The sequence below is a fragment of the Streptomyces sp. NPDC086023 genome, from assembly GCF_044540325.1.
In the GTDB taxonomy this organism is placed as follows: Bacteria; Actinomycetota; Actinomycetes; order Streptomycetales; family Streptomycetaceae; genus Streptomyces.
In genome coordinates, this window is record NZ_JBITRX010000010.1 from 130009 (window position 1) to 146973 (window position 16965).

General features: G+C 73.6%; 13 protein-coding genes. 5 read left to right on the top strand and 8 right to left on the bottom strand.

What is annotated here, in order from left to right; genetic code table 11:
• Nucleotides 1-201 precede the first annotated feature (201 nt).
• From ACIF6F_RS20995 to ACIF6F_RS21005, 3 genes are all read left to right on the top strand, one after another.
• Complete coding sequence (locus ACIF6F_RS20995; RefSeq protein ID WP_399948641.1) at nt 202-1050, top strand: 3-hydroxyacyl-CoA dehydrogenase family protein; 849 nt, start codon at nt 202-204, stop codon at nt 1048-1050.
• Nucleotides 1051-1250: 200 nt separating this feature from the next.
• A complete protein-coding gene (locus ACIF6F_RS21000; protein WP_399948643.1) occupies nt 1251-1574 on the top strand; it encodes an STAS domain-containing protein in 324 nt (107 codons plus the stop codon).
• Between the two features lie 286 nt (nt 1575-1860).
• On the top strand, nt 1861-4365 hold the full coding sequence (locus tag ACIF6F_RS21005) for an ATP-binding protein (protein WP_399948645.1): 2505 nt from the start codon (nt 1861-1863) through the stop codon (nt 4363-4365).
• A 102-nt stretch (nt 4366-4467) separates the two neighbouring features.
• Here ACIF6F_RS21005 and nucS read toward each other — a convergent pair whose 3' ends face one another.
• A complete protein-coding gene (nucS, locus tag ACIF6F_RS21010) occupies nt 4468-5139 on the bottom strand; it encodes an endonuclease NucS (protein ID WP_399948647.1) in 672 nt (223 codons plus the stop codon).
• Nucleotides 5140-5350: 211 nt separating this feature from the next.
• On the opposite strand from nucS, the gene ACIF6F_RS21015 reads away from it, so the two are divergent.
• Nucleotides 5351-5743, top strand: a complete 393-nt coding sequence (locus ACIF6F_RS21015) for an SCO5389 family protein (RefSeq protein WP_114038192.1) — start codon at nt 5351-5353, stop codon at nt 5741-5743.
• 87 nt (nt 5744-5830) lie between these two features.
• On the opposite strand, the gene ACIF6F_RS21020 is transcribed toward ACIF6F_RS21015, so the two are convergent.
• A complete protein-coding gene (locus tag ACIF6F_RS21020; RefSeq protein WP_399948649.1) occupies nt 5831-6862 on the bottom strand; it encodes an LLM class flavin-dependent oxidoreductase in 1032 nt (343 codons plus the stop codon).
• Between the two features lie 223 nt (nt 6863-7085).
• Here ACIF6F_RS21020 and ACIF6F_RS21025 point away from each other — a divergent pair, with 223 nt between their 5' ends.
• A complete protein-coding gene (locus tag ACIF6F_RS21025; protein ID WP_399948651.1) occupies nt 7086-7412 on the top strand; it encodes an ATP/GTP-binding protein in 327 nt (108 codons plus the stop codon).
• Between the two features lie 11 nt (nt 7413-7423).
• On the opposite strand, the gene ACIF6F_RS21030 is transcribed toward ACIF6F_RS21025, so the two are convergent.
• The 6 genes from ACIF6F_RS21030 to scy form a co-directional block, all read right to left on the bottom strand.
• Nucleotides 7424-8242 carry an ABC transporter permease gene (locus tag ACIF6F_RS21030; protein ID WP_399948653.1) on the bottom strand — a complete coding sequence of 273 codons (819 nt, stop codon included), beginning with the start codon at nt 8240-8242 and terminating at the stop codon, nt 7424-7426.
• The gene (locus ACIF6F_RS21035; protein WP_399948655.1) at nt 8239-9402 is read right to left on the bottom strand and encodes an ABC transporter ATP-binding protein; all 1164 of its coding nucleotides are present in this window, start codon (nt 9400-9402) and stop codon (nt 8239-8241) included. The genes ACIF6F_RS21030 and ACIF6F_RS21035 overlap by 4 nt, the downstream gene beginning before the upstream one ends.
• Nucleotides 9403-9584: 182 nt before the next feature.
• Nucleotides 9585-10364, bottom strand: a complete 780-nt coding sequence (locus ACIF6F_RS21040) for an ABC transporter permease (protein WP_399948657.1) — start codon at nt 10362-10364, stop codon at nt 9585-9587.
• Between the two features lie 3 nt (nt 10365-10367).
• Complete coding sequence (locus tag ACIF6F_RS21045) at nt 10368-11396, bottom strand: ABC transporter ATP-binding protein (protein WP_399948659.1); 1029 nt, start codon at nt 11394-11396, stop codon at nt 10368-10370.
• Between the two features lie 140 nt (nt 11397-11536).
• Nucleotides 11537-12475 carry a cellulose-binding protein gene (locus ACIF6F_RS21050; RefSeq protein ID WP_399948661.1) on the bottom strand — a complete coding sequence of 313 codons (939 nt, stop codon included), beginning with the start codon at nt 12473-12475 and terminating at the stop codon, nt 11537-11539.
• A gap of 182 nt (nt 12476-12657) precedes the next feature.
• Nucleotides 12658-16920 carry a polarized growth protein Scy gene (gene scy, locus ACIF6F_RS21055; RefSeq protein WP_399948984.1) on the bottom strand — a complete coding sequence of 1421 codons (4263 nt, stop codon included), beginning with the start codon at nt 16918-16920 and terminating at the stop codon, nt 12658-12660.
• Nucleotides 16921-16965: the final 45 nt, after the last annotated feature.

The following is a 16965-nucleotide window of genomic DNA, read 5'->3' on the forward strand; positions in this document are numbered from 1 at the left end:
GACGCGCCCGGGCCGCGCGGGACGGCCGCCGGGCCCCAACTGCGGGGCCTCCGGCGTGCGCTGGGGCATCCCGGTGTGATGTCCGTCATTTGAGACGTGACGCGTATTACTTCCGGGTCACACGGCCCCTCACGGGCGCTAATCTCCGCCGGAGAGCAGTTGTGGAACGCGTGCCTGCGTCAAGAAAACAAGGGGTGTGCAGTGGCTGGGAAGCTCGCCGTCATCGGTGCCGGACTCATGGGTTCCGGTATCGCGCAGGTGTCCGCTCAGGCGGGCTGGGACGTCGTACTGCGCGACGTCACCGACGCGGCCCTGACCCGTGGCACCGACGGCATCAAGGCCTCGTACGACAAGTTCGTCTCGAAGGGCAAGCTGTCCGCGGAGGACGCGGAGGCGGCCCTCGGCCGCATCACCACGACCACCGACCTGGGCGACGTGGCCGACGCCGACATCGTCGTCGAGGCCGTCTTCGAGAAGCTTGAGGTCAAGCACGAGATCTTCCGGAGCCTCGACGAGATCGTGCGCGAGGACACCGTTCTGGCCTCCAACACCTCCGCCATCCCGATCACCAAGATCGCCGCGGTGACGAAGCGCCCCGAGCGCGTCGTCGGCGCCCACTTCTTCTCACCCGTCCCGATGATGCAGCTCTGCGAGCTGGTCCGCGGCTACAAGACGAGCGACGAGACCCTGGCCGCGACCCGCGCGTTCGCCGAGTCGGTCGGCAAGACCTGCATCGTCGTCAACCGCGACGTGGCCGGTTTCGTGACGACCCGTCTGATCTCCGCGCTCGTCGTCGAGGCGGCGAAGCTGTACGAATCGGGCGTGGCGTCCGCCGAGGACATCGACATCGCCTGCAAGCTGGGATTCGGGCACGCGATGGGACCGCTGGCGACCGCCGACCTGACGGGCGTCGACATCCTGCTGCACGCCACCAGCAACATCTACACCGAGTGCCAGGACGAGAAGTTCGCGCCGCCGGAGCTCATGCGCCGCATGGTCGACGCGGGCGACATCGGCCGCAAGAGCGGACAGGGCTTCTACAAGCACTGAGCGGTCCGCGACCGCGGCCGGCGTCGGCCGCACCGGGCACGACCGGCGCACGCCGGTCCGTTCGACCGACCGGACTCACCCCTGAGGGTGAATTCGGTATCGGTTCGCTCACGGTCGGCAACTTCACCCCACCTGAGGCAGTCAGTAGCGGTGAGAGTTGCCGACCATACGCACGCACGCAGTTCTGCCGGGGAGCACACATGCACATCAGGGGCGACCACACCGAACTCGCAGTCGGCGGCCGCCTCGACGTGCGCAGCGCGGCGGACGCCCGCACCGCCCTGCACAGCGCGCTCGACGACGGCGCCGGCGACCTCGTCCTCGACCTCACGGGGCTGGACTCCTGGGACGCCACCGGACTCGGCGTGATCATGGGGGCCCACCGGCGGGCCGGCCGCACCGGCCGCCGGCTCGTCCTGCGCGGGGTGCCGCCGCAGATGCAGCGGCTGCTCGTCGCGACCCGGCTGCACCGGATCCTGGCCATCGAGGGCGGCCTCGCCGCCGAGTCGCTGCCGCGGGTCTGACGCGCCCCGCCCCGCCCGCCACCCGCCATCTGCGCCACCGCGGCCCCACCTGCGCCCGCCCCCGCCGTTCACCCGCCGCCCGTGGTCCGTGCCCCGTGTTGAGGCCGGAACGTGATGAACCGGTGGGGAAAGCACCCCGGCTGTTCCTGGATACTGGCCCAACGTCTAGGGTTTCGGCCGTCGGCCCCCGTCAATCCGCGGGGCGGACGCCGGACCAGAAGCTACAGCGGAGTGCGCGAAGGCCGGGAGGGACGACGGCGCACGCCGCGATCGGGGGGTCAGGCCAATGGACCGGATACACGGCGGACCGGAGGAGACCGGCGACGCAGCCCAGGACAGGGGCGCGGACGCCACCGGCGCGGTGCGCCACTCGCTGGTCAAGGGATCCACCAAGTCGGGCCCGGCCCGCATCACCCGGCTCGTCACCGGCGACTTCCTGCTCACCGTCAACCCCGTCGACGGCAGCGAGATAGAGGCCCGCCGACCCGACGCCGAGGCCCCGGCCCGCAGGAAGCGGGACGCCAAGTCCCGCGCCGCGATACGCACGGCGGCCCAGCCGCCCGCCCCCTCGGGCCCGCCCGCCCCCATCCTGCCGCTCCTGGAGCGCGAGGAGGAGCGCGACCGCCTCGTCCGGCTGCTCAGCCGCGGCCGCTCCGTACGCCTCACCGGCCCCGCCGGCTCCGGCCGGTCCGCCCTCCTCGACGCCGTCGCCGACGCCTGCGCCGACCTCGCCCCCGACGGCGTGGTCCGCCTCTCCGGCCACCGCCAGAGCCCCACCGACCTGCTGCACGCGCTGCACGCCGCGGTGTACGACACCACCGGCCACCGGCCCGACCGCACCGAACTCCTCGCCCGGGTCCGCGAGATCGGCGCCGTCGTCCTCCTCGACGACCTGGAGTTCGGCGGCGCCGCGCTCGACGAGCTGCTCGGCGCCACCCCCGAGTGCGCCTTCCTGCTCGCCGCCGTCCCCGACGCCCCCGCCCCGGCCGAGGAGTCCCACCTCGAAGAGGTCACCCTCGGCGGCCTCGGCCGCACCGCCTGCGCCATGCTGCTCGCCGCGGCCGTCGGGCGCAGCCTCAGCGACGAGGAGACCGCCTGGGCCGGCGACCTCTGGTTCGCCTCCGAGGGCCTGCCCCTGCGCTTCGTCCAGGCCGGCGCCCTGCTGCGCCAGCGGGACGAGCTGAGCGGCGCCGCCGCGCCCGCCCCCGAGGACGCCGGGGAGTCCGACGAGGAGCCCGGGGTCTTCGAGGAGCGGACCCGGAAGATCGCGCTGCCCGGCCTGGCCGAGAGCGCCGCCCCCGCCGAACTGCTGGCCTCCCGCCTCGGCGAGTCCGCCCGCGCCGCCCTCCGCTTCGCGGTGGCGCTCGGCGGCGAGATGCCCCACCAGGCCCACCTGCCGGCCCTCGTCGGCGACACCCACGCCGACACCGCCGTCGGGGAGCTGCTCGCGTGCGGCCTGCTCAGCGTCACCGGATCCCGCTACCGGCTGGCCCCCGGCGTCCGGCGCCAGCTGGAGGAGGCGGGTTACGCGGACGAGGCCGCCTCGTACGCCCTGACGGCCGCCCAGCACTACGCCTGGTGGACCGGGCACCCCTCGGTCACCCCCGAGCGCGCCGCCGCCGAGGCGGACGCCGTGCTGGCCGCCCTGGCGGCCCTGGTGTCCTCCGGGGCGCGGGACGGCCAGCAGAGCGCCGCCGTGCTGCTCGCCCGTACGGCCGCCCCCGCCTTCGCCGGCGGGATGCACTGGAGCGCCTGGGAGCGGGTGCTGCGGGCCGGCCAGGAGGCCGCCCGGATCGCCGGGGAGGTCGCCGAGGAGGCGTACTTCCACCACGAGCTCGGCATCCTCGCGCTCTGCCGCGGCCACCTCGACCGGGCCCGCGCCGAGCTGGAGGCCTCGATCGGGCTGCGCGGCGCCCTCGCCGACAAGCGGGGCACCGTGGCCGGCCGCCGCTCGCTGGCCCTGGTCGCCGACCGCGACGGCGGGCCCGTCTCGCCGCCGCTGGTCCTGGAGGCCCCCGCACCGGCGGCCGCCGCCACCCCCGCCTCGGAGGCGCTGACCGAGGTGCTCCGCCCGATGGCGGACGCCGAACCCGAGCCGGAAGTGGTCAAGTCCGCCTTCCCGACCCTCGCCCCGCCGCGCGGCGACGTCGCGGCCACCCCGCCGGTGCCGCTGGCCACGGTGAGCCCGTCGGGCGCCCCCCGCCCGCACCAGGCCCGGCGCCCGGCGGTCCGGGACGCGCGGCGCGCCGTACTGACCGGTGCCCGGCGCAACGTCGTGGCCGCCGCGGCCGGCGCCGTCCTCGTCGCCGTGCTCGGCACGGCCGTCACCATCGGCCTGACCTCGAACACCGAGGACGACCCCGCGAAGCGGACGCGTACGGAGCAGTCGATCACCGGCGACGACGCCGAGCCCGGCGGCCCCACCGAGGCCGCGGACCCGGACGCGTCCGCGGACCCCCAGGACCCCGGTACCACCCCCGGGACGCGCACCCCCGGGACCACCGGGGAGCCCACGCCCGGCCGTACCCGCAGCACGGACCCCACGGTCTCGCCGTCGGCCCCCGCGCCCACCGCCACCCGCAAGCCGACCGCCTCGCGCCCGCCGGCCTCCTCGCCGGCACCCACCGGGCCCACCCGCTCGCCGGGCCCGACGGGCGAGCCCGAACCCACCAGGACCGTGCCGACCGGACCCACGGCCACCGCGCCCACCGGCACCACGCCCACGGGCGGGGCCACCAGCGGCACGAACAACGCGAGTTCCTCCGGCACCACCCCCGGGGACGTGGGATAGATCACGCGGGACATCCGGACACGCCGGACGGTCCCGGACATGACGGAGGGGCTGGAGAAATCCAGCCCCTCCGTCATGTCCGGCCCGGGTGTCCGGGCCGGCTCAGAACAGCCGCAGCTTGTCGTCCTCGATGCCGCGCAGCGCGTCGTAGTCCAGCACCACGCAGTCCATGCCGCGGTCCGTCGCGAGCACCCGGGCCTGGGGCTTGATCTCCTGGGCGGCGAACACGCCCTTCACCGGAGCCAGGTGCGGGTCGCGGTTGAGCAGCTCCAGGTAGCGGGTCAGCTGCTCGACGCCGTCGATCTCACCGCGCCGCTTGATCTCCACCGCCACGGTGGCGCCGTCGGCGTCCCGGCACAGGATGTCCACGGGTCCGATCGCCGTCATGTACTCGCGGCGGATCAGGCTGTAGCCCTCACCGAGCGTCTCGATCCGGTCGGCGAGCAGCTCCTGGAGGTGGGCCTCGACGCCGTCCTTGATGAGGCCGGGGTCGACGCCGAGCTCGTGCGAGGAGTCGTGCAGGACCTCTTCCATGGTGATGATGAGCTTCTCGCCCGCCTTGTTGACGACGGTCCAGACGCCCGCATCGTCACCGGTCCCCTCCTTGAGGGTGCACGGAGGAGACATCCAGTTGAGGGGTTTGTACGCCCGGTCGTCCGCGTGGATCGAGACACTGCCGTCGGCCTTCACGAGGATCAGACGGGGTGCGGAGGGCAGGTGGGCGGTGAGCCGGCCCGCGTAGTCGACGGAGCAGCGGGCGATGACGAGACGCATGGTCCGCAACGCTACTCGACCGAGGCGCCCGTACGCGATTCGCCCCCGAAAGCCCCCTTCGTTAGTGGCTCGTTGTATGCGCATTCTCCTGGTGCGCTACCCAGTGGGCGCCTAACGTGTTAGCGGGAGGTTGCGGAACGTGCACGCTGCGTCGCGGCCTCCTTCCCTGCCCGTAAGACCTCGGTCACCCGGGGTCGCGAGAGGAGAACCCATGTCGCTCGACGTCTCACCGGCCCTACTGGAACAGGCCGAGCGAGGCGAGGTCGACGAAGCCGCCTTCGTCGACTGCGTCCGGACCTCCCTGCCCTACGCATGGGAGATGATCAGCTCTCTGGTGGCCCAGCTGAAGGTGGACGGCGGGGAGTTCGCCGACAACCAGACGCCGCCGCCGGACGAGCAGGCGCGCGGCCAGCTGCTCCGCGCCCTCGCGAGCGACGCGATACGGGGTGCGCTCCAGCGGCACTTCGGCGTCCGCCTCGCGTTCCAGAACTGCCACCGTGTGGCGGTCTTCCCGCTCGACTCCTCGTCCGATGAGCGCCTGGCCCGCTTCACCTCCATCAGGGGGCAGCTGCTCAACCAGTCGCCGGAGCTGCGGGACTGCTAGTGCTCCGCTGCCGCTCCGTATCGCGGGAGGTGCAACTGATACCGGAGCGGCAGCCCCACGCGTCGTCCACGGCGCTCGCGCGCACGGTCACCCGAGGTGGGGCAGGACCTCGGCACCGAGCCTGCGGACGTTCTCCTCGGTCGCCGCGAGATCCCCGGAGCCCTCGACGAGCAGCGCGAAACGCCTGATGCCCGTGCGCTCGGCCGTCGCCGCCAGCCGGTCCGCGGCCAGCCTGGGGGTCCCCACCGGGTGCAGGGAGCACAGCAGCTCCGTGTAGGCGACGGGGTCCCGCATGGTCCGCGTCCGCCCGTCCACCGTCACATGGGCGTCCAGCCCCTGCCTCAGCCAGCCGGGCATCGCCTTCACCAGCGTCTCGGCCGCGTCCTCCGTCCGGTCCGCGAGCTGCGCCACCCCGGCCGACACGTGGCCGGCCGCCGCCACCGCGTCGGGGTCGTGCCCGGCGTCCAGGGCCGTGCGCCGCCACAGTCCGACCATCGCGGCCTTGTCCTCGTCCCCGCAGTGCATGCCCAGCAGCATCGGCAGCCCCCGCTCCGCGGCCAGCCGCACCGAGGCGGGCGAAGTGCAGGCCACGATCACCTCGGGCCCGCCGGGATCGCCCTCCAGGGTCTCCGCCGGCCGCGGTACGACGGCCACCTCGCGGAAGGCGTACCGCTCCCCGGAGGCTCCGACCCGCGGCTCCCGCAGCCAGCGCCGCAGCAGGTCGAGCGCCTCGGGGAAGCCCTGTTCGTACGCCTCCAGACCGGAGCCGAACACCTCCAGGTCCACCCAGGGCCCGCCCCTGCCCACGCCGAGCGAGAACCGCCCGCCCGAGGTCAGGTGCAGCAGGGCGGCCTGTTCCCCGAGGGCGACGGGGTGGGTGCTGGGCAGCACGCTCACCGCCGTCCCCACCCTGATCCGCCGGGTGCGTCCCAGCAGCACGGCCGCCAGGGTCACCGCCGACGGGCAGACCCCGTACGGCACGAAGTGGTGCTCGGCGAGCCAGACGGCATCGAGCCCCGCCTCCTCCGACACCTCGGCGGTCCGCACCGCCCGGTGCAGTGCCTCCCCCTGCCCCTGGCCCGGGAACTGGGCCGCCAGTACAAACGCTCCAACACGCATCGCCCTCTGCCTCCTTGCGGCTGACGCGGCTTCCCCCATGGCAACAACGTCTGACACGTGCCAAAGGCACGGGCAGGAACAGAAGTTATTGAGATTGTCGGGGAATCACTCCCGTGGAAGCCGGGTCAGCCGCCGGTCCCTGTCCGCAACCATGCGGGTACCCTCAGGCGCGGCGCGTAGGCTGGGCGAAAGTCCCTTCCGCACGCCGCTTCGTGAGGTATACGTGTCACCGCGCCACAACCGCCCCAGGGGCGGCGAGAGTCCGGCCGAGCGCCCCAGCGCCGGGTACGACCGCTACGGCCTGGAACGCACTGAGGAATGGCAGGGCGAGGAGTGGCGGGTCCGCCACGTCTCGGGCGCGAGCGCGCAGGGCAAGCGGTACCGCTGCCCCGGCTGCGACCAGGAGATCCCGTCCGGCGTCCCGCACCTGGTCGCCTGGCCCGACTACGGCGGCGTGGACGACCGGCGCCACTGGCACAAGGCCTGCTGGAACGCGAAGGACCGCCGCACCTCGCGGGTGCAGCGGTCCCGTAACGCTCCCCGGCACTGAGCCGGCCGGTCTCAGACGTCCCGGCGGCGGACCGTCCGGTACGAGGCGGTCACGGCGGTGGCGGTGACCACCGCCAGCACCAGCAGCTGCCACGGACCCGAGGCGCTCAACTCGTCGGCCGGCAGGCCGTACAGCGTGGAGATGGCGACCGGCGCGCTGTACCCGATCAACCAGCGTCCGAGGCCCGTGGTGGTCTCCCACATCAGCAGGACGGTCGGCATGATCGTGGGGACCGTCACCACACCCAGCATCGCGGTCACCGCTCCCACGGAGTGCCGCAGCAGCGCCCCGGCCGCCAGCGCCAGGACGCCGAGCAGCGTGACGTACAGGCTGCCGCCGAGCAGGCCCCGCGCGGAGACGCCGAGCGAGTGCGGTCCCGCCCCCGGTCCGCCGTGCAGCACCATCGTCAGCAGGGTCACCAGCGTCACGGAGCCGAAGGTCACGGTGAACGCCAGCGCCGAGAAGACCAGGTACTTCGCGGTGAGCACGCGGTACCGCTCGGGAGCGGCGGTGAAGGTGGTGCGGATCAGGCCGGTGCCGTGCTCCGAGGCCACCATCAGGACGCCCAGCGTGATCACGCCGACCTGGCCGAGCATGATCCCGAACAGCGAGGGCAGCGTGAACGGGTTCATCGAGTAGTCGGTGTCGTCCGTGTTCGCCGCCATCAGCAGGCCGATGCCGACCGTCACGCCGACCGTGGCGATCAGAGACCAGACCGTCGAGCGGACCGTCTTGACCTTGGTCCACTCCGACTGGAGCGCGTGGGCCAGGGTCGGCCGGACGATCGGGATGTCGGAGACGTACCCCTGCGAGGTCTGGGTCCCGCTCATCGCGCCTCCTCCGTCTTCTGCGGCTGCGGGCCGGACCGGGGGCCGGACCGGAGGCCGGACTCCCGGCCGTCCGCGGACCCCGTCGCGAGGTCCCCGGGCTGGGCCGGCATCAGGAAGGGCGCGCCTCCCGCGTCCGGCGGCGGGGGAGCGTACCAGCCCTCGGCGGGGATCCGCTCCGGCTCCGCCTCCGCCCACGGGTCCGCGGGGCGCGGGTCCGGGGTGCGCAGCTCCGCCTTGGGGTCGTCGGACGAGGTGAACTCCAGCGAGCTCTGGGTCATCCGCATGTACGCCTCCTCCAGCGAGGCCCGGTGCGGCGAGAGCTCCCACAGGCGGACGCCGGCCTCGTGGGCCAGGTCGCTGATCCGGGGCAGCGGCAGACCGGTGACGCGCAGGGCGCCGTCCGGCTCGTGCAGGACGCGGGCACCGGCGCGGGAGAGGGCGGCGGCGAGGGTGTCGTCGGCGCCGGGCTCGGTATCGGCCGTGCGGACCCGGGCGAATCCGGACGAGTTGTGCGAGATGAAGTCCTGGACGCCCATGTCCGCCAGCAGCCGGCCCCGGCCGATCACGATCAGGTGGTCGGCGGTCAGGGCCATCTCGCTCATCAGGTGGGAGGAGACGAAGACCGTACGCCCTTCCGCGGCCAGCTGCTTCATGAGGTTGCGCACCCAGAGGATGCCCTCGGGGTCGAGGCCGTTGACCGGCTCGTCGAAGAGCAGCACCTGGGGGTCGCCGAGCAGGGCGGCGGCGATGCCGAGCCGCTGGCCCATGCCGAGCGAGAAGCCCTTCGTACGCTGCTGGGCCACGTCCTGGAGGCCGACGACGCCGAGCACCTCGTCGACGCGGCGCTCGGGGATGCCGGAGAGCTGGGCGAGGGCGAGCAGGTGGTTGCGGGCGCGGCGGCCGCCGTGCAGGGCCTTGGCGTCGAGCAGGGCGCCGACCATCCGCTGGGCGTTGGGCAGCGCGCCGTACGGCAGGCCGTTGATCGTCACGCGGCCCGCGGTGGGGCGGTCCAGGCCGACGATCATGCGCATGGTGGTGGACTTGCCGGAGCCGTTGGGGCCCAGGAATCCGGTCACGGCACCGGGCCTGACCTGGAAGGAGAGCTGGTCGACGGCGGTCTTGGCGCCGTAGCGCTTGGTCAGTCCGACTGCCTCGATCATGCTCTCTCGCCCTCGTCCGCCGGGACGGCTCTCGCCCGCCGCAGGAAGTAAGAGGATATCGGCGCCTTGACGGTTCCCGGGGCCCCCGGTGCTCCGGAGGCCCCGGTTCAGGGAGGAATCAGGGACAACCCCTAGGCCCCGGGTCCCGCGTCACGCCTGCCCCCCACCGGGTCCGCCCCGGGCTAGGCGTCCCGGCGCTTGAGCACGAGGTAGCCGCCGACGAGGGAGGCGGCGACCCAGACCAGCATGATGCCGAGCCCGCCCCAGGGCCCGTACGGTGCCTCGTCGCCGCCCATGGCGTTGGGCACGACCTGCATGATCTTGGCGCCCGCCTGGTCGGGGAAGTACCGGGCCACCTCCTTGGCCTTCGGCACGGCCGACAGGATCTGCGAGATCAGGAAGAAGAACGGCACCAGGATGCCCAGCGAGAGCATCGAGCTGCGCAGCATCGCGGTCACGCCCATCGAGAAGACCGCGATCAGCGCCATGTAGAGCCCGGCACCGATCACCGCGCGCAGTACGTGGGGCTCGCCGATCGAGGTGTGGTGCGTGCCGAGCAGCGCCTGTCCGAGGAAGAAGGACAGGAAGCTCGTGGCCAGGCCCACCACCAGGGCCAGCAGCCCGGCCACCGCGATCTTGCTGAAGAGGAAGGTGGCGCGCTGCGGCACGGCGGCGAGCGAGGTGCGGATCATGCCGGAGCTGTACTCGGTGCCGACGACCATCACGCCGAAGACGACCATGGCGAGCTGGCCGAGCACCATGCCGGAGAAGCTGATCAGGGTCGGGTCGAAGGTGGCCCGCTCCAGGTCGGAGAGGTTCTCGAACTGCGACTTCATCAGCGCGGACAGGGCGGCGCTGAGCGCGACGGTCACGACGAGGGCGCTGATCAGGGTCCAGGTGGTCGAGGAGACCGTACGGATCTTGGTCCACTCGGACTTCAGCACGGCGGGTGCGGCGGCCACGGCTCAGGCCCCCTTCTTCCTGGAGGGCGTCCAGTCGCCGCCCCAGCCGGCTCCGCCGCCCGCGTCCGGCGCCCCGGCCGGCGGCAGGGGCGGCACGGGTCCCGGCAGGCCCGAGGCGTCCTCGCCGGGCGAGTGGGCGTGGTACTCGACCGTGCCCGCCGTCATCCGCATGAAGGCCTCCTCCAGGGAAGCGCGCTGCGGGCTCAGTTCGTGCAGCACGATCTGGTGTTTCGCCGCAAGTTCTCCCAGATCCTCGGCCGGAACCGCGTCGATCTCCAGGGCTCCCGAACCCGTACTCACGGCGGCAATTCCGTTACCCGCCAGTACGTCCCGGAGCCGTTCCTGCTGGGGAGAGCGGACCCGGACATAACTGCGCGAGTTCTGCTGGATGAAATCGGCCATGCTGGTGTCCGCGAGCAGCCGGCCCTGTCCGATCACGATCAAATGGTCGGCCGTGAGTGCCATTTCGCTCATCAGATGGCTGGAAACGAAGATCGTCCTTCCTTCGGCCGCCAGACCTTTCATCAGATTTCGGATCCAGTGAATTCCCTCGGGGTCCAGACCATTGACGGGTTCGTCGAACATGAGGATCTCCGGATCCCCCAGCAGCGCCGAGGCGATGCCCAGCCGCTGGCCCATGCCCAGCGAGAACCCCTTCGACTTCTTCCGGGCCACGGCCGTCAGGCCGACCGTGTCCAGCACCTCGTCCACCCTGCTCGCCGGGATCCGGTTCGACTGCGCGAGGCAGAGCAGGTTGTTGTACGCGCTGCGGCCGCCGTGCATCGCCTTGGCGTCCAGCAGCGCCCCGATGTACTTCAGCGGCTCGTCCAGGTCCCGGTAGTGCTTCCCGTCGATCCGCACCGTCCCGCTGGTGGGGTTGTCGAGATCGAGCATCATCCGCATCGTGGTCGACTTGCCCGCTCCGTTGGGCCCCAGAAAGCCCGTCACCACCCCTGGTCTGACCTGGAAGCTGAGGTCGTCGACGGCGATCTTGGCACCGAAGCGCTTCGTGAGGCCCTCAAGCTCGATCATGCGGTTCACGCTAGAACGGCCCAGGGCCCCCCGCCACCGGAGTGACGGAGGGCCCTGGGGCACGGGGTACCGCTGTGCGCTGCGCGTGGTGCGTGGCGGATCCGCCCGGGGGAGCGGTCCGCGCGCGGCCGCCCGGGGGACTAGCGGCTCTGCTGCGCGGGGACGCCGCGGGTGACGGGCTCGTCGTCCATCGGGGAGCCGGCCGCGGCCACGGCGGCGCCGGTCAGCGTCGCCAGCATCTCGCGGACGTTGGTCAGCTGCGCGTTGATGGAGTCGCGGCGGTTCGTCAGCGCCGCCAGCTCGCGCTCGGATTCGCTGCGGATACGGTCGGCCTTGGCGTTGGCGTCGGCCACGATGTCCTCGGCCTGGCGCTGCGCGGTCTCCACCGTCTGGCGGGCCCGGCGCTCGGCGTCCGTACGGAGCTTCTCGGCCTCCAGGCGGAGCTGCTCGGCGCGGTGCTCGATCTCGGCGAGACGCTTCTCCGCCTTGGCCTGGCGGGAGGCCAGGTCGCGCTCGGACTGCTCGCGGCGCTTGGCCAGGTTGGTCTCGAAGTCCGCGGCGGCCTGCGCGGCCTTGGCGCGGGTCTCCTCGAACAGCGCGTCGGCCTCCTCGCGCTTCGACTGCGCGTCCTTCTGCGCCTCGGCGCGCAGGGTCGAGGCGTCGCCCTTGGCCTTCTCGACGATGCGGACGCCCTCGTCCTCCGCCTTCGCCTTGCGCTCGGCGGCGAACGACTCGGCGTCGTTGCGGACCTGCTGGGCGGCCGACTCGGCGAGCTCGCGGTGCTGCTCCGCCGCCCGGCGGGCCTCCTCGCGCAGGTCCTTCGCCTCCTCCTCGGCGAGCCGCAGGATCTTCTCGACCCGGGCGCCGAGACCGGCGTACGACGGCTCCGCGTCGTTGACCTGGGCCTGGGCGTTCTGCGTCTCGAGGTGGAGCTCCTCGATGCGCTTCTCCAGGGAGTTGATGCGGGACAGGGCGCTGTCACGGTCGGCGACGAGCTTGGTAATGCGGTCGTCCACCTGACCGCGGTCGTAACCACGCCGCACGAGCTCGAAGCCGAAGGGGGAGGAAGTGTCGCTCATGGGGTTCCTGTCGAATGAGACCGGTGAGGTGTTAGGGGAATCCTAGGCGCCCGAGCGGCGTGTCATCGAGTCAATCCGCGTTTGATCTGGACAATGACACCCCTTTTGAGTGGCAAGGCGCCAGAACGCTTGTCACCCGTTCGCCTGAACCTCCATCAGGAGCACAGAATCAGGTGAACTTTCTAGCCCTCCGACGTCTTGCCACCCGAACGAGTGGATCCCGCGGCCGCTCCGGCCTTCACACCGACACCGGCCGGACCGCCGGACGGCGACTTTCCGCCACCCGAGGGCGCCTCGAATGATTCCAACGCCTCAAGCACGTCCTGGACACGGGAGATCTCGGCCTGAATGTCCTCCCGGCGGCGGACGAGTACCTCCAGCTCACGGCGGCCCTCCTCGACCAGCCGGGCCGCCTCGGCCTCCGCCTCGGTGCGCATGCGCTCGGACTCGCGGACCGCCTCGGCCTTCTTCTGCTCGGCCTCCTTGAGCAGCTGCTCGGCCTTCTTGACCGCGGCGATGCGGACCTTGCTCGCCTCGCTGCTCGCCTCCGACACCAGGGCCTTCGCCTTCGCCTCGGCCTGGGCGCTCTGCTCGGTGGCGGCCTTGACCAGCTTGTCGACCCGCTCGCCGGCGGACTTCATCTGCTCCGCCGACTCGCGGCGGGCCCGCTCGTGCAACTCCTCGATCTCCGACTCGACCCGCGTGCGCAGCTCGTCGGCCCGCTCCCTTATGGCCGTCGCGTCCCGACGGGCGCCGACGAGCAGCTCGTCCGCGTCCGTGCGGGCCTTCTCGACCAGGGTGTTCCCCTCGACCGTCGCCTCGGAGGTGATGCGCGCCGCCTCCTTGCGGGCCGCGTCCACCATCGAGTCGGCCTGCTCCTCGGCGGCGGTGGTCGTCGCGAGGGCCTGCTGCTGCGCCTCCGCCGTGAGGTTCTCGACCTCGGCGGCGGTCTCCGAGATCAGCCGGTCGACCTGCTCGGCCGCCTCGGTACGCCGCTTGTTCGCCGCCTCGCGCGCCTCGTCCAGCAGCCGCTCGGTCTCCTCGCGGGCCTCCGTGCGCAGCCGCTCGGTCTCCTCGCGGGCCTCCGTGCGCAGCCGCTCGGCCTCCGCCGCCGCCTCCGCCTTGACCCGCTCGGCCTCCTCGCGGACACGGGTGGCGTGCTCCTGGGCGGACGACAGGTTCTCGGCCGCCTCCGCACGCAGCAGCTCGGCCTCGTCGGCGGCCTCGCCGACGGTCCGCTCGTTCTCCGCGCGGGTGCGCTCGGTGAGGCGCTCCGACTCCGCGGCGGCCTCGCCGATGAGCTGGTCGGCCTGCTCGGCCGCCTCGGTGCGCAGCCGGTTGGCCTCGGCGCGCGCCTCGTCCATGGTCTGCCGGGCCTCGCGCTCGGCCGTGGCCAGCGTCTCGCCGGCGGCGAGAGTGACCCGCTCCGCCTCGGCGGTGGCCTCGCCGACGATCCGGCCGCCCTCGCCGCGCGCGTCCTCCAGGAGCTGCGCGGCCTCGGCCCGCAGCCGCTCGGCCTCCTCGGCCGCCTCGCCGACGGTACGGTCGTTCGCGGCCTGCGTCTCGACCGTCATCCGCTCGGTCTCGGCGGTGGCCTCGCCGATCAGGCGGGCCCCCTCGGCGCGGGCGTCCTCCAGGACCGTCGCCGCCTCGGCACGCGTCGCCTCGGCGGCCTCCTCGGCCTCGGCCACCACCTGGCCGGCCTTCTCGGCGGCCTCGGAACGGATCCGGTTGGCGTCTTCGCGGGCGTCGGCGCGGGTGCGCGCGGCCGTCTGCTCGGCCTCGGCCAGCGCGTCGGTGGCCTCGGTACGGATCCGCTGGGCGTACTCGGCGGTGTCCGAGCGCAGCTGCTCGGCCTCCGCGATCGCGTCCGTGACCGTGCGCTCGGCGAGCGCCTTGGCGGCGTCCGTCTCGGTGCGCGCCTCGGTGCGGATCCGGTTGGCGTCCTCGGTGGCCCGCTCCCGCTCGGCGTAGGCGTCGGAGCGGACCCGGTCCGCCTCCTCCTCGGCCTCGGCGCGGGTGCGCTCGGCCGCGTGCTCGGCGGCGCTGCGCAGCCCGGCGACCTCCTCCTCGGCCTGCTCGTGCAGGCCGGCCACGGACTCGCGCACCTCGCGGGCGGTCTGCTCGGCGGCCGAGACCAGCTCGGCCGCGCGGGCGTCGGCCTCCTCGACCAGGCGGGTCGCCTCGGCCTGGGCCTCCTCCACCCGCTTGCGGGCGGCGGCCAGCAGCTCCTCGCTCTGCTCGCGGGCCTGGGCCCGCTCGCGCTCGGCCTCCTCGCGGGCGGAGCCCAGCGTCTCCTGGGCCTCACGGCGGCGCCGCGTGGCCTCCTCCTGGGCGGCGGCCAGTGCCTCGGCGGCCTCCTCGGCCACCCGCTCGGCGGCCGCCTTGGCCTCGGCACGCAGCCGGTCGGCGGTCTCCTGGGCCTCCGTGCGCACCCGCTCCGCCTCGGCCTCGGCCTCGCCGGTCAGCCGCGCGGCGCTCTGCTCGGCCTCGGCACGCATCCGGCCGGCGTCCTCCGCGGCCTCCGTGCGCTGCTGCCCGGCCTCGGCCTCGGCCTGCGCCCGGAGCGTACGGATCCGCTCGGCCGACTCGGCGCGCAGCCGGTCGGTCTCCTCCGCGGCCTCGCGGCGGATGCCCTCGGCCGCCTGGCGGGCGTCGCGCAGGGTCTGCTCGGCCGTGGCCAGCCGGGTCTCGGCCTCCTCGTGGAGCCGGGACAGCTCGGCGTCGGCCTCGGCCCGCTTGGCCGCCAGGGCGCGGTCGGTCTCCTCGTGCCGCCGGCGGGCGGCGGCATCGGCCTCGGCCCGTACGGTCTCGGCCCGCTCCTCGGCCTCCGCGCGCAGCCGGTCGGCCTCGGCGCGGGTGCGCTCCAGGGTCTCCTCGGCCTGCTTGCGCAGGGCGGTGGCGCGCTCGATGGCCTCGGCCCGCACGCGCTCGCTCTCGGCGGTGGCGCCGCCGCGCAGCTCGTCGGCGTCCGCCTTGGCCTTGGTCAGCAGCTCCTCGGCGGTCTTGGCCGCCTCCTCGATCTGCTGGACGGCCTCGCGGCGGGCCTCGCCGCGGATCCGCTCGCCCTCGGCGACGGCCTCGGCGCGCAGCTGCTCCGCCTCGCCGCGCAGCCGCCGGGCCTCCTCCTGGAGCTCGACGGTCTTGGCGCGGTACTCCTCGGTGTCGTCCTTGGCCGCGCCCTTGAGCTGCTCGGCCGTGGCCGCGGCCTGCGCGCGCAGCCGGTCGGACTCGGCCTCCGCCTCGCGGCGGATCCGCTCGGCCTCGTCCGCCGCGGCCTTGCGGGTGGCCTGGGCGTCCTCGGAGGCCTTGTTCAGCACGTCCTCGGCGGTCCGGGCGGCCTTCGCCAGCTGCGCCGCGGTGTCCTCGGCGGCGGCGGTACGGCCCTTCTCACCGGCCTCGGCGATCAGCCGCTCGGCCTCCGCACGGGCATCGGCCAGCGCCTGCTCGGCCTCGGCCTTGAGCTCCTCGGCCTCCTTGGTGGCCTCGCCGACCAGCCGCGCCACCTGCTCCTTGGCGGTGCGGGTGCGCTGCTCGTTCACGGACTCGGCGGAGGCGAGCTGCCGGGCGGCGCTCTCCTTGGCCTCGGCGAGCACCTTCTCGGCCTCGGCGCGGGCCTCGCGCAGCGCGCTGTCGGCCTCCTGCACCCGCTGCTCGGCCACCCGGCCGAGGTCCATGGTCTGCCGGCGGGTCTGCTCGGACTCCGCGCTGGCGGTGGAGCGCAGCCGCTCGGCGTGCTCGGTGGCCTCCTGGGCCTGCGCGGAGGCGGCGGTCAGCAGCCGCTCGGCCTCCTTGCGGGCGCGCAGCAGGGTGGCCTCGGCCTCGGTACGGGCGGCCTCCGCCTCGGCGGACATCCGGCGCCGGGTCTCCTCGGCGACCCGGGCGGCCTCGGCACGGGCGGCGTTCAGGGCCTGCTCTGCCTCGGCGCGCGACTCGTCCATCAGGCGGCGGGCCTGGGACTCCGTACGGGCCCGCAGCTGCTCGGCCCAGGCGACGTTCTCGTTGACGTGCGCCTCGACGGTCTGGCGGCGCTCGTTCAGCTCCTGGTCGAGCCGCTGCCGGCGGTTGACGGCCTCGGTGTGCAGCTCCGCCTGGAGGCGGGCCTGGTGCTCCGCGTGCTCCTGGAGGATGCGCTGCGTCTGGGCACGGGCCTCGCGCAGCTCGCGCTCCGCGTCGGAGCGCATCTGGTCGGCCTGGACCTGGGCGTTCCGCAGCAGCTGCTCGGCCTGGTAACCGATGTCCGCGGAGTCGTAGGCGGGGCGGGACGCCAGGGCGCGGCGCGCCTCGTGGAGCTTGGCCCGCAGCACCTCGACCTGGTAGCCGAGGTCGTCGGCGTGCTGGACGGCCTTCTCGCGTTCCTTCTTCAGCCGCTCCATCTCGGCCTCGAAGCGCGAGAGATGGTCGGCCTCAGCCTGAATACTCTCCTGGCGTTCGTAGCCCCGCACGGCGCGGTCCCATCCGTCCCCTGGTCGCAAGCTCTCTCCCAAGAG